Origin of the sequence: Sphingobacterium sp. UME9, from assembly GCF_014170215.1 — a bacterium.
Classification (GTDB): domain Bacteria; phylum Bacteroidota; class Bacteroidia; order Sphingobacteriales; family Sphingobacteriaceae; genus Sphingobacterium; species Sphingobacterium paramultivorum.
The window spans coordinates 353,481-366,456 of sequence record NZ_LZZP01000010.1; the positions used below are offsets into that span (position 1 = coordinate 353,481).

The 12,976-nt window shown below is 41.6% G+C and carries 10 protein-coding genes; 9 read left to right on the plus strand and 1 reads right to left on the minus strand.

Going from position 1 to position 12,976, the window contains the following annotated elements:
• The first annotated feature begins 109 nt into the window (after positions 1-109).
• The 7 genes from A9970_RS16785 to A9970_RS16815 all read left to right on the plus strand — a co-directional run bounded on the left by A9970_RS16785 (position 110) and on the right by A9970_RS16815 (position 8,473).
• The gene (locus A9970_RS16785) at positions 110-898 is read left to right on the plus strand and encodes an HAEPLYID family protein (protein ID WP_182983125.1); all 789 of its coding nucleotides are present in this window, start codon (positions 110-112) and stop codon (positions 896-898) included.
• Between the two features lie 374 nt (positions 899-1,272).
• Positions 1,273-2,103 (plus strand): AraC family transcriptional regulator, encoded by an 831-nt coding sequence (locus A9970_RS16790; protein ID WP_182983126.1) that lies wholly within the window; start codon positions 1,273-1,275, stop codon positions 2,101-2,103.
• Positions 2,104-2,335: 232 nt separating this feature from the next.
• Positions 2,336-2,863: a hypothetical protein gene (locus tag A9970_RS16795; protein ID WP_182983127.1), complete on the plus strand. Its 528-nt coding sequence runs from the start codon at positions 2,336-2,338 to the stop codon at positions 2,861-2,863.
• A gap of 223 nt (positions 2,864-3,086) precedes the next feature.
• The gene (locus A9970_RS16800; RefSeq protein ID WP_182983128.1) at positions 3,087-3,668 is read left to right on the plus strand and encodes a hypothetical protein; all 582 of its coding nucleotides are present in this window, start codon (positions 3,087-3,089) and stop codon (positions 3,666-3,668) included.
• A 91-nt stretch (positions 3,669-3,759) separates the two neighbouring features.
• On the plus strand, positions 3,760-4,575 hold the full coding sequence (locus A9970_RS16805) for a molecular chaperone (protein ID WP_182983129.1): 816 nt from the start codon (positions 3,760-3,762) through the stop codon (positions 4,573-4,575).
• Entirely contained in the window at positions 4,559-5,635 is a 1,077-nt protein-coding gene (locus tag A9970_RS16810; protein ID WP_182983130.1) for a hypothetical protein, read from the plus strand. Before A9970_RS16805 ends, A9970_RS16810 begins: the two co-directional genes overlap by 17 nt.
• 15 nt (positions 5,636-5,650) lie before the next feature.
• Complete coding sequence (locus A9970_RS16815; protein WP_182983131.1) at positions 5,651-8,473, plus strand: collagen binding domain-containing protein; 2,823 nt, start codon at positions 5,651-5,653, stop codon at positions 8,471-8,473.
• Positions 8,474-8,477: 4 nt separating this feature from the next.
• Here A9970_RS16815 and A9970_RS16820 read toward each other — a convergent pair whose 3' ends face one another.
• Positions 8,478-9,275, minus strand: coding sequence for a tyrosine-protein phosphatase (locus tag A9970_RS16820; RefSeq protein ID WP_220801638.1), 798 nt, complete (start codon positions 9,273-9,275; stop codon positions 8,478-8,480).
• Between the two features lie 443 nt (positions 9,276-9,718).
• Between A9970_RS16820 and A9970_RS16825 the strand changes: the two genes are divergently transcribed.
• Both A9970_RS16825 and rfbB read left to right on the plus strand, forming a co-directional pair.
• Entirely contained in the window at positions 9,719-11,719 is a 2,001-nt protein-coding gene (locus tag A9970_RS16825; RefSeq protein ID WP_259655419.1) for a nucleoside-diphosphate sugar epimerase/dehydratase, read from the plus strand.
• Positions 11,720-11,919: 200 nt separating this feature from the next.
• Positions 11,920-12,975 carry a dTDP-glucose 4,6-dehydratase gene (rfbB, locus tag A9970_RS16830; protein WP_182983132.1) on the plus strand — a complete coding sequence of 352 codons (1,056 nt, stop codon included), beginning with the start codon at positions 11,920-11,922 and terminating at the stop codon, positions 12,973-12,975.
• Position 12,976: the final 1 nt, after the last annotated feature.

The following is a 12,976-nucleotide window of genomic DNA, read 5'->3' on the forward strand; positions in this document are numbered from 1 at the left end:
TCGGGCTTATGATCAATATATCTTAAGGAATTATACATTGCTATTTCTTTACTGAAGCAGGAAAAGAACATTCCCAAGTCTTTCCATATTTCACATCGAGGTTTGTGATATGGAAAACAATAAACTTACTTCTCGGTGCTTGCGCGCATGTTTATTTATATGTGCCCTCGTCACTTCAGTTGCTGGCCTTGCCCAAGAAAATAAATCCCTGCCCGATAAAGTACATCATGCCGAACCTTTATATAATGATCTTGTACGGGATCTTGGCGCGCGGAAGGGGGAGAAGGAGTTTAATGTCGGCGCTGATATCAAAAGAACGCGTTCGGCTGACGAATTTGGCTACCTCCTAGAATATGAATTTGCGCCTATAGATCGATTGGGATTGGAAGCGGAGACGGATTTTACGTATTCAAGAAGCCGCATGGCGAATGTATCTTCGAGCAATCAATTGGAAAGGTTGCGTTTATCTTCGCAATATTCTTTTTATGTTTCCAAAAAACATGCAACGACTTTAGCTGTTGGATATACGCAGATCTTTAATTTTGTCGACGGGGGTACAGCTTTTAACCCATTCTTTATTGCTGCCAAAAACTGGCATAACAATTGGCATGCATTGGTCTATACAGGGCCAGAATTGGCGTATCATTATGCTTCATCCAAAATGAATATGATATGGCAGTTCAACACTTCATTTCATTATACCGTGCCACAGACAGACCATTTTATCGGTATTGAGGTCAATCAGGAAATTTCTTCCGATGAGATAAGAACAATTTTGCATCCCCAGATTAAGTTAGGACTTAACAACAAATTGGCTATCGGTATGGCTGTGGGATTGCCTCTTAGTGGCAAAGAAAAAACACTTAGTGGCTTTTGGAGGCTGATCTATCAATTATAATTTGTGAAAAATAATGTATGAAATGTGCTTCTGATGACGGGAATACCTGCTTCCTTACCATAAGGTTGCCTTGAAAATGAAGACAGATAAAACTGAAAGATGTGAAGCATCACAACGATAGTTTTGGGGATTCTTATAGGTTTGATACGCATCATCTCAGTTCTGCTGGGGCCAGTCAGGTGGTCAGATATCTCAAACAAAAAAACTATTTTTAAAAAGGCTTCTTTTTCTGGGTCGGTCTGCTGCCTAATCATTTTAATCATAGGTTGATACAATATGAGGCGAGTTTTTGTGTTCGGGATTTATTTACTAAATTGCTTCACGCCTAAGCACGTAAAATGTTTTTCAGGCATTACATGCGGTAAATAATTATTATGGAATTTGGAGTTCATCGGGTTATTGGTGTAGAACGGGAGTCTTCGGAAATTAAGGATGCAACAGCAAAAGAGAACTATGTCGTTCTTTTTGTGTCAAGTGGCGGCTGTAGCATGCAGATCAATAAACAGATCACTGAGATTGAGGAGTATAGCCTGGTTTTGATTCCGCGTGGGATACAAATCGAAGCCAACACAAATGAACAGCGCCCATTTTTGATTATCTATTTTTCGGAAAGTTTTTTTGCACGTACCGAGGTTGATACGGCCTTCCTTCGAAACTTCAAGTCATTTAACAAAAGCGAATATACCTATCGAACACTTAGTGTGCCCAAAGAATACGCGACGTACTATGAATTTGTCGGTATGCAGTTGAAGCTGTCCAAGCAGAATTATAATCAGGCAATTTACCGCGATCTGGCACATAATATCGTGAAGCAAATCGTGCTCTTGGCTGCTATATATGCTGAAGATAAGCTATCGGGTGAGCTTCTGGGGCAACGAACAGATGTGGCCTTGGTAAGGCGTTTCCAGGATCTAGTTGAAAAACATGTAAAAAAGGAAAAACAGGTCGCTTTCTACGCGGATCAATTAAATATAGGAAGTAAAAAATTGACCAATCTCACCAAAGAGACCCTGGGTACCACACCCAAAGAACTTATCACCAAAGAATTGCTCCGTGTCAGTAAGAAGCTTCTTGTGGAATCTTCACTCAGGATCAAACAAGTAGCTTGGGAATTAGGGTATACAGACGTGAATAACTTTAGTACCTTTTTTCTGAAAGAAACATCCCTCACACCAACAGAATACCGCAAGCGCTGGCAGCAATAACCGTTCTGTATTAAAAATAATACATGTTTTCCTATTAAAAAGAATTGTTCTTATTCTTTCGTTTTCGAGATAAAAGGTATATTTATAATAGAACAACGAAAGCGTATGAAATTATCCATAGCTTAGAATTTACACAATTCTGATTCCTTAATTGCTAAGATTTGCTAAGGAAAAAGTTGCGCAATTAATCACAGATGATCCATAAGACCATCAAAAGAACAGGTATCAGGCTATGAAAAAGGAAATATTGTTTTTGGGATTGGCTCTTTTAGGAGGTACAGCCTTCGCACAGACAGGGATTCGATTGAATATTGAGCTACACGATGTGCAGCATCTTGTTATTAATCCAGATCAATCGACCGTTACCTTGGCCTATCACACCTTAGCAGATTATCAAAATGGTGTTGAGTCTGTCCAAAAAGCACATCTTTCGGTATTTAGCACGTCGGGCTATGAAGTGAAGGTCAAAATGACCAATCAAGATTTTATAAAGCTCGGTCAGGCACAGACAGAAAAAATTCCCGCACCATTGATTCGTGTTAAAGCTACTGCCACTCATATAGGGCAAGCCATAAATACAGCTAGTAGCGTCCTCTCTACCAATAAGGAAACGATCATTTCTTCAGATTCACCCACCCTCAATGGACTGTTCGATGTTACCTACACTGGTCCCGGAGCAGATGGCTTGATGAAATATGTGGAAAAAAATAATACGGTAACTTTTACGAACGATGTGCTCTATAGCATCGAAACAAGATAAAAACGGTCTAAATTTAATCTTTCTCACCTAATGCACCAGTGTCGGCGTAGCTGTGCCGCTACATACCTTTGTAGCTGTATAGCTACAAGATTCTACGCGCTCCCTTTTTTATACTTTTTGGACTCAAATTCATACTTTTTGCCTCATTTCCTGCTGTACTTTTGTTTTGTCCAAAGAGGATAGATAATAACGAATAAGTCAATAAAATTATAAAAACTTCAAAATGAAAAAAATTATTTTCTTCGCAGCAGCGATCATCGGTTCAGTAACTGCAGTAAATGCACAATCACAAGCAAAAGTAAAAGTGAACGTTGAATTGAATCCTTTTCAATCGATTGAAATTGGTAGTGGTGCTGGGCAAGATGGTACGCCGACTTCTGGTTATGATGACGAAGTAACGTTGAAATACGAAAAGGCAGCTGACTATACAAATGGGGTAAGTAAATCGATTACAAAACAATTGAAAGTATCTTCGGTAGGTTCTGGTTACAAAGTAAAAGCAACCTTGTCTTCTAACGGTCAGTTCAATAAAGTAGCTGGAAATGGTGCGAACACATACGATGCTAAAAAATTAATTGAAATTCAAGTGGATGGTAAAACTGCTTCTACAGATGTAAACATGGAGTTTGGTCCTTTCGGAAGCACAAGTACAGCTGAATCTTCTGTATTGAACAAAGAATTGGATGTAAAATATATCGGTAAACCACTTAATGAAGCAACTGTAAAAGAATTGTTGGGTAATGGTGGTAAAGATACAAAAGCAAAATATACCATCGATGTGGTATACACAATCGCAGCAAACTAGTAGATCCTATTCTACGCTATGAAAATCATATAGATGCAGGTATCGGAAGATACCTGCTTTTTTATGTATTTTTATGCCAAATTGTATTATTATGAAGAACCTGATTGCCTCATTTTTCTTGCTTTTTACGGCTACAATAGCTTTAGCTCAAACGGGATTGACAGTTGGTCCGCCCAGATTGTATTTTGTGGGCGATGCCGGGCAGGCGCAAACGCAATATGTGGATGTGACAAATCCGAGCAAAGATTATACACTCGAGTTGGGGGTGTCTTTTGAAGATTGGTCTTATTCAGCTGTTGGTGATAATGAACTGAGTCCAAAAGGAACACTGCCAACAAGCTGCGCAAACTGGCTGTCGGTATCGGAATCGTATTTCTCGCTGAAACCCGGTGAATCAAAACGGTTGCAACTGAATATGCAGGTCCCTAAGGATGCAAAATTCACGGCCGAAGTACCCGTTCATACGGCAATGCTCTTTGTAACGCAGTTGAACCCTAGGGCAAGAGAAAAACAGGAAGGAGCTAATATCCGTTTGGCCGTTCGTTCGGGCGTAAAGGTTTATCATCGTTTCAATGGGAGGGAAACGCCAGATCTTGAACTTACAAACTTGGTTTATAAAGATATAGATTCTGTTGGACAGTTTCTGGAGGTCAGTTACGATGTGACCGGCAATATCTGGTTGGAAGGAAGATTGCGTGCCGAGTTTTTAAATCAGGAAACAGGTGAAAAGGAAGTGGTGGACAATCTTAATTTTTACTGCTTGCCCGGTGATAAGCGTAAACAATATATTGCAATTCCCAAATCGTTGAAATCTGGGAATTACCTTGTTTCAGTATTGGCATTTTATGGCGATCAGGATGTGGTGAAGATCGCGGAATTGGAATTTAAACATGTGGCAAAGAACTAAAATAATAACGTTGTTGATGTGGGGGCTGTTTTCAGCAGCTCCTCTAATTGCACAATTGCGGTTTTCAGTCTGGTCGGACAACTATTTCGAAGTGGCTTCCTATTTGGGGAAAACCACGCCGGATCGATTCAATGTGTTTCAATTTGACCTGAATGGTCTCAATGTAAACGAGAAAAATTGGTCGCTCGCCGTGCGTTTGCTGGCACCGATACGCACCATTTCAGGCGGAAGGAACCGGAGCGGAAATACATTTCCGGTAGACAAAATAAGCCTGCGGTGGACTGGAGATAACAATGAAGCGAATTTTCGTCTCGATGGTATCGGCGCAAGCCGCACGCCGATTATTTTGCAAAATAGCAACGATGTGCTGCTGATTAACCGGGCGAAACAACCCATTAGTTCCAATGGAAACTATTACCAGCAATACCAACTTTATAGTGCGCTGACTGTTGCGCAAGGTAAATACCTGGACGACTATCTAAGTCCTGATCAATATACCTACCTGAAGTACCGCATTCCCCTGTTGTTTACCCTGTATAGTGAAAACGGAAAAGTGCTGGGGACGCAGGAAATTAATTATGAAATGCAATTGCCGCCGCGTCTGACTGACGGTGGGATGGTCGATATGGAGCCTGACTATAGCTTGGAGATTGCCGCAGATGCCGCTAATGCCACCTTGCAGTTTTCGACACAAAAAGACTACATGCAGGGAGTAAGTTCGTTGGTTTCAAATGCAATCCGCGTGAATTCAATAACGGACTACGAGCTCCGTGTTAAGTCGGTTGACAGTGAGCTTGTTCGCAATGGCGGCGGAACACTACCATTGTCGACACTGTCACTTCAATTAACTGCGGGAACGGGAATAAACAGGATAAGATCCAACCCCAAAGTATTTTTAACGACACAGGAACAAGTTGCTGTATCGGCGGCTTCGGTGGATAAAAAGCAAGCGCAAACCTTTAATGTGGAGTATAAAGCGAATCTGACGGCTGATCAGGTGTCGGCTTCTAAATCTGGAAGCTATAGCGTGTCTCTCCTCTATTTATTGATTCCACAATAGTTTGATCCCCATCGCGTGTTTAAATGCTCTTCTCATAAGATTAGATTTACAGTCTTCGCGCTGTTATTGCTGCTGGTCAAGTTCGTTTGGGCACAGCAGGAAAAGCCGGTGCAGCTCGTTTTGCCGGAACAGCTCCGCTTAGAGGCTGGTCTCAATAGTATCGATCTGCAGCTGATCAACAACAGCAGGCAGGATTTTACAGGCGAGCTCAAGTTGCTGTTGCCGCAGGGTTTACGTGCCCTAGGTTCGGATCGTTTAACATTTACAGTACCTGCGGGTAAAAAACGATTTATTACCCAGCGTCTACAAGTCCAGGCGCCCGCTCAGCTTAGGGGACAAACTGTTGGTATTCAGCTCCGGGATTCACAGGTTCATCTGGTCGACAACAAGACAATGGCTATCGATGTGCCTCCAAAAAAAGCAGTGATCCTGCAGGATGTTTCGGAACCGCAGTATCTGAAGCATGTGGGTGACTCTATTTTTATCCGGACACGAGTTATCAATAATGGTACAACTGATGAGCAGATCAAAATCCTGTTTTCCTCTCCGGATCGCATTGGCAACACGAAATTTAAGGAGCAGAGTCTTTTCCTTCCGGCAGGGCGTGATACGCTCCTCATTCTCCGTTTTGCTGTGGAGAAATATATGTTGAATAGGGCGCAATACGCGCTCAATATCACTGGTTTATACGAGAATGGCGATGTATTTGGGAATCTATCGCTGCTCTTGTCCAATATTGCAGCCGATCGAAATTACCAGCAATTATTTGACAACCGGGGGAATTTGGCCGCATACTCGCGTAATTTTTTTGATTTGCAGCTCGATAACCTGCTCGGTGAACAAAAATCCTTTTATTTAAGGTCGGAGGGAGAATATCGCCTGGCCAATGGGCAGATTCGATACAGTGCTTATCTGACTAAAACGGGTGGAATGGACCGGCCTGCTTTAAGCAATACTTTTGCAGCCTTTCAGAAAGGAAATAATACCTACACGATCGGAAATTTGCAGGAAAGTATGGAGGCTTCGGCCTTTGGAAGAGGCGTCAAATTTGACCATATCGATACGGCACGGGCCGCCAATTTTACAGTAGGCCTGTTGCAACGTGCTGTGGATCTGCTGGATTACAGCTCTTCCAGCGATCCCGGTTATACAGCTTTTGGAAAGGTAGTGCTGGCCGAAAATAAACTTGAGCACCGGCGTTATGAAGGTCAGCTTTTTTACGATCGCAATGGTTTGGATAGTACAACGAGCCTGCTATGGGCAAATTCTTTTGACTTTCTGAAACAAAAATATGCAGGCAACACCGTACTGCGCGGTTTTGTCGCCGCTGGACTTCAAAGCCAAAATGGCCAACACGTAGGACGGGACTCATCCATGCCTTCCTGGGCATTGGGTATGCGAATGGACCAGCGTTTTGCCAAATGGAGTTTTAGCTCCGATAATTTTTATAGTTCTCCTTATTATACAGGGAATCGTCGTGGTTCTTTGCAGTTTGTCGAACGTGTAAATCGAAATTGGGGTAAGTTATCGGCGGCGCTAAGTTATACCTTTTACCGCTATCACCCAAGCTATCTCAATACACGTTTTCTCAATTACGCAAGCCAATCTTCGCGCTGGGATTTAAGTATGTATATGCCCTTGAGTTCATTTGTAACGCTTTCCGTATTGCCAAACTATAATCGTGAGATTGGAACCTATATGTTTGCCGCAGGTACCCGTGAACTCAAGTCGACCTCATGGCGCCTGTTGTCAACGGTAAATGTTCGGTCGCGTAACCTGCAGCACAACTTGAATGTAACTACTGAGACGGGGCTTGTGTCAATGAGCGATCAAGCTGCGGGGCTATTCGCAGTACGGACAGATTTAAATTACAACTACAAAAGTTTGGGACTTTCAGCTTCTTACCAGCAAGGCGCTTTTCAGATTTCAGATCTGGTAAGTGCACTATTAATAGGACGTTCGTTTGGAAAGCGTTTTTCTTTAGGACCCCGTGTAAGTGGTACCTTGTTGCAGGAGAGATTACAGTGGGTGGCCAATGCCCGGGCGAATCTGAGTAGTAGTTACGGGAATAGTTTTGGAGGGAACGCGAGTATAAATTACCGTGTGCTGAAAAATACCTTACTCACCGGTCTTTTTCAGTACAATTATAGTGTTATGAAAACCGGATATGACTATGATTTTAACAATTTACGCATTGGTGTTCGGCAAAACTTAAAAGGATCAAATCTTGATCGTCCAGCAATCAAGACAGGGAATGCGCGTTTTTTCTGTTTTCAGGATAAAAATTTTAATGGAATATTTGATAAAGGGGATATTCCGATGGTTGACCATAGCTTTACGGTAAAAGGGATCCTTTTTGTAACAGATAAAGCGGGATATGCTTCCTTTAAAAAATTGCCGTATGGATCATATTTGCTTTTTTCACCAAAGCAGGGACAGTATATGGCGGTTTCGAAAGAAATCGTGATACAGCAGTCGAATTTAGAAGTCCAGATTCCGCTTCAGCGTGGGGGGATGGTACAGGGAGCTGTTCGTGTAGAGTATACCCAAGGGCTCAGCTTGGAGACTGATCTGAATTTAGATATTTACAAAGTGTTGGCAAAAGACAGGAATGGAAAGGTTATCGAAATGCGTACCGATAAGGATGGACATGTTGAGTTTGGCCTGCCAGAGGGCACCTATAGTTTCTATTTGGATAATGCGAGCTTCCCGGCAAATGTATTTACCGATCAAGAGGCCCAATCGGGAACGGTGAGACTTGATGCCGATTTGGTGCTGGAGCCTTTTGTGTTAAAAGTGAAGTCAAAAAAGGTCAATGTCAAGCGCTTTGGACAATAAATTTCTATCCGGCAATATGCTGGGATTTTACTGCACTGATATGATCTAAAAGAGACGGATTCAAAATAGGGGATGTTTTTAACATGTCACGGAGGGGATATTTTTCAGCAATATCTGTAAGGGCTTTAAGATGTTTTTCATGGTGCAAGTCAGTGCCCACAAAATCATACATACCTGATTTCAATAAAGTCATCGCGATTGCTTTGACGTCGACCCCATAATAACGGCTGATGGATAGCAGGTTGAGCTGGAGGAGACAGCCTGCATCTTTAATCTGCTTGTAGATATTAAAGTTGCCATGATAATAATTATACCTTTCGGGATGCGCAAGAATGGGTTTGTAGCCTAATTTTTGGATATCACGGATCGTATGAAACAACGCTTTCGACTCGGATAAATACGACATCTCAATGAGTACATAGCCTCCAGGCATAACACAAAGCTCATTATCCCGAACAAGATTGGAAAGGCCATCGTCAATCATATGTTCAGCAGCGGCATAAATCTCAACCTTGCTGCCGATATTCTTAAGGCCATTTTCAAGATTAATTTGTGCTTCCTCTATACTTGATTTGGTATTGGGATGAACGCCAGCCATAATATGTGGTGTACAGATAAATTTCTTCAACCCCAGGCGTTGCAATCCTTCAATATAAGCTAGCGAATTTTGTACCGAACTGCTGCCATCATCGATTCCCGGCAGCAGGTGATTGTGCATGTCGACTTCCAGAAATTCCAGCTGCGCCAAGGGTCTAATGGATGATTTTTTATTGGTACCAAACAAATTGCTAAAAAAGCCCATAATGATAGTTTTAAAAATGCTAAGTCAACTAAGGATATCTGGTATTTTGTTGGTATTCAATATATGATTGTGCTGGCATTTATTTCCGAGAGATATCCCCTAATAGCACTTTACAAACAATATGCCAGTTTTTTTGTTTACAGGAATGAGAAAATAGCTCAAGAGGTTGCTTTAATGGACTGAATACGCTTGCGACTACTTTTGTTTGTGATTTTTAATAATTAATTCAGCACTGTAACAGTTTCGGTATAATACTTGCTTGTCCCCCTCATGGTGGACAAATAACAAAGAATAGGTTTTTGTTATTGATATTGTAGGAGATTGTTTAATTGCTTGTTAGATTTTAATTATCTTGGCGATCTCTTTAAAATATAGCAAAAGCCATATATATTGGTTTTTAAGACTAAAGCTTAAAACAATATTATAAAAATAAAAAGAAATTTATGATGGGTTCTCTGGGAGATTTAAAAAGACGTCTTCGCAAGGATAATCCACGATGGGTCATTTTAATGATCGATATGTGGTTTGTATTTGGAAGTTATGTGTTTTCAAACTATGTGGTCAACAACTTCAAAGGTGTGTTTGATATCGCTTTAATGTTGAAGAAGCTTGTGGTCGTATTACCGGTGTTTTTTATCACCTTTCTCTGCTATAATACGTATCGAGGTATTGTCAGGCAGACGGGAATTCGTGATACCATTAAAATATTCAAAACAGTAGCTTCGGCCTATCTTGTACTTATGTTGCTGACATTTTTGATCAGGGCTGTTTTTGGTCAAGGCACGATGGCAGGCGATTATTTGCGTCTTTCCTATGGCGTTTTGACGATGCAGGCCTGTATCTTATTGGTGATCATGGTCGGGGCAAGGGTTGTTTATCGTACAATTTATGAATACCTGTTTTTACCTGCGAGAAAAGGCGAGAACGTGCTGATTTTTGGCGCTTCAAGACCCGGTTTGGTTTCGTATTCCTTATTAAAAGAAGATCAACGGATCAAATATCAGGTTGTCGCTTTTGTGGAAGATAAAATATCACGGATAGGAAAGCGATTGGCAGGAATAAAAATTAAAGATATTACCGAAATCACAAAGGACTATGTCGAAAAATTCCAGATTAGCCAGGTCATTATCGCCGTTGAAAATAACGATCCCGAGCGTTTGGAGTATGTTTCGGACTGGTTTCAAAATATTGGGCTTGAACTCAAGATTATGCCCCCCGCGCGAATCTTGCTTAATTCGGGGGTCAAGCGTGAAATCAGACCGTTAAAGATTGAAGATTTATTAGGACGGAAGCCGATTAAATTGGACCACCCAGAGATCGCACAGGAGATGCAGGGGAAAGTAATCCTGGTGACCGGCGCGGCCGGATCTATCGGTTCGGAGTTGGCGCGTCAGATCGCAAGGCGTCACTACAAGACTTTGATTCTGCTGGATCAGGCTGAGTCTGCACTTTATGATATCCAACAATCGATCAAGGCAACACAATCTGAGCAGATGCACTGCGTGGTAGGCGATGTGCGTAACTATGCCTTTATGCAGAAGATATTTGCACAATACAAACCCGATTTGGTCTTTCATGCAGCAGCCTATAAACATGTGCCGTTAATGGAAGCGAATCCCTACGAGTCTATTCAGACCAATGTATTGGGAAGCAAAAATGTGGCTGATCTTTGTATGCAATATGGCACTAAAAAGATGGTGATGGTATCGACAGATAAAGCTGTCAATCCGACGAATGTCATGGGGGCAACAAAACGCATGGCTGAAATCTATGTCAGTAGTTGCAGTGGTAAATCCAACACCAGCTTTATTATTACCCGATTTGGAAATGTACTGGGTTCAAATGGTTCGGTTATTCCGCTCTTTGAGAAACAGATGGCAGATGGTGGTCCGCTGACCCTGACGCATCCTGAAATCACGCGTTTCTTTATGACCATACCCGAAGCGTGTCAATTGGTGCAAGAGGCTGGCGTGATGGGCAAAGGAGGAGAGATCTTTGTGTTCGATATGGGTAAGTCTGTTAAAATCATAGATCTGGCAAAACGCATGATCAAATTGAAAGGTTATCGTTACCCGGAAGATATTGATATTAAAATTGTTGGACTGCGCCCTGGCGAGAAAATTTATGAGGAATTGTTGGCGAATAATGAGAATACGGTAAAGACACACCATCCAAAAATCATGATCGCGAAAGTAAACCACGATGAATTGTCGCTTAAAGCAGAGCGTATTAATGCGATCTGCCGACAGATTTTGGATGCGGATACACAGTTGCCAGATTTTATGGAGCTTGTCGCCGGAATGAAGCAGATCGTTCCGGAGTTTAAATCCCAAAATTCGGAATACGAGGTGCTGGATGCAGTGCCGGAAGAAAAAGAGATTGAATTGATCCATGAATCCGTCGCGGAAGTACCGGTATATTCGGTGGTAAAGAATGTATTGTAATGCTATTATAAAACAGGTAAGTTTTAGATAATAACACGATAAAGATGTAAAAAGCCCTCTGAATAGAAGGCTTTTTTTGTTTATTCCATTTACTCGTGGATTAAAACTTGTCAATTAACAAAAATCATCCTAATTTTAGCGAACTATTTGGTGAACTCATCATTCGCGGACCAATGGTCTAAATATTCGAGAATCATAATATGAAAAAAACAATTTTAATTACTGGAGGAGCAGGCTTTATAGGTTCACACGTTGTCCGTGAGTTTGTGTTGAAATACCCTGAATATCAAATTATAAATTTGGATGCTTTGACCTATGCTGGGAATCTGGAAAATTTAAAGGATATAGAGCATTTGCCCAATTACACTTTTGTTAAGGCGGATATTACGGATCAGCAAGCTGTCGCGGTTATTTTTCAGGAATATCAGCCCGATGGTATTATCCATTTGGCGGCGGAGTCCCATGTCGATCGTTCTATTGTCGATCCCATGGCTTTCGTTATGACAAACGTCATTGGAACGGTCAATTTATTGAACGCTGCCCGGATAATCTGGAAGGATAATCTGGAAGGAAAACGTTTTCATCATGTGTCAACGGATGAGGTGTTTGGCGCGCTCGGGGATACGGGCTTTTTTACCGAAGAAACAAAGTATGATCCACATTCACCTTATTCAGCTTCTAAAGCCAGTTCCGATCATTTTGTGCGGGCTTATCATGATACTTATGGCTTGCCTATTGTTCTGACAAACTGCTCCAATAATTATGGACCGAATCATTTCCCCGAGAAATTGATTCCCCTATGTATTCATAATATTTTAAATCATAAACCGCTGCCTGTTTATGGTGATGGAAAATACACCCGCGACTGGTTATATGTGATTGATCATGCCAAAGCCATCGATCTGGTTTTTCACGAAGGGAAAAACGGAGATTCTTATAATGTCGGTGGATTTAATGAGTGGCAAAATATAGACCTCATCAAGGAGCTATGCAAACAAATGGATGAGAAACTGGGCCGTGCTGAAGGTACCTCAGCACAGTTGATTACCTTTGTGAAAGACAGGCCTGGTCATGATTTGCGCTATGCGATTGATGCCACGAAGATCAATCAGGAGTTGGGATGGAAACCTTCTGTAACTTTTGAAGAAGGTTTATCCCGCACCATAGATTGGTTTTTAGCTAATCAGGAATGGTTGGATCACGTGACTTCGGGTGATTATCAAAAATATTACGACAACCAATACAAAGACGCATAGC

What these genes read in the sequence shown, in the direction of transcription:
- A9970_RS16785 (WP_182983125.1), top strand. Translation starts at nt 110, where the DNA reads ATGGAAAACAATAAACTTACTTCTCGGTGCTTGCGCGCATGTTTATTT.
- A9970_RS16790 (WP_182983126.1), top strand. Translation starts at nt 1,273, where the DNA reads ATGGAATTTGGAGTTCATCGGGTTATTGGTGTAGAACGGGAGTCTTCG.
- A9970_RS16795 (WP_182983127.1), top strand. Translation starts at nt 2,336, where the DNA reads ATGAAAAAGGAAATATTGTTTTTGGGATTGGCTCTTTTAGGAGGTACA.
- A9970_RS16800 (WP_182983128.1), top strand. Translation starts at nt 3,087, where the DNA reads ATGAAAAAAATTATTTTCTTCGCAGCAGCGATCATCGGTTCAGTAACT.
- A9970_RS16805 (WP_182983129.1), top strand. Translation starts at nt 3,760, where the DNA reads ATGAAGAACCTGATTGCCTCATTTTTCTTGCTTTTTACGGCTACAATA.
- A9970_RS16810 (WP_182983130.1), top strand. Translation starts at nt 4,559, where the DNA reads ATGTGGCAAAGAACTAAAATAATAACGTTGTTGATGTGGGGGCTGTTT.
- A9970_RS16820 (WP_220801638.1), bottom strand. Translation starts at nt 9,275, where the DNA reads ATGGGCTTTTTTAGCAATTTGTTTGGTACCAATAAAAAATCATCCATT.
- A9970_RS16825 (WP_259655419.1), top strand. Translation starts at nt 9,719, where the DNA reads ATGATGGGTTCTCTGGGAGATTTAAAAAGACGTCTTCGCAAGGATAAT.
- rfbB (WP_182983132.1), top strand. Translation starts at nt 11,920, where the DNA reads ATGAAAAAAACAATTTTAATTACTGGAGGAGCAGGCTTTATAGGTTCA.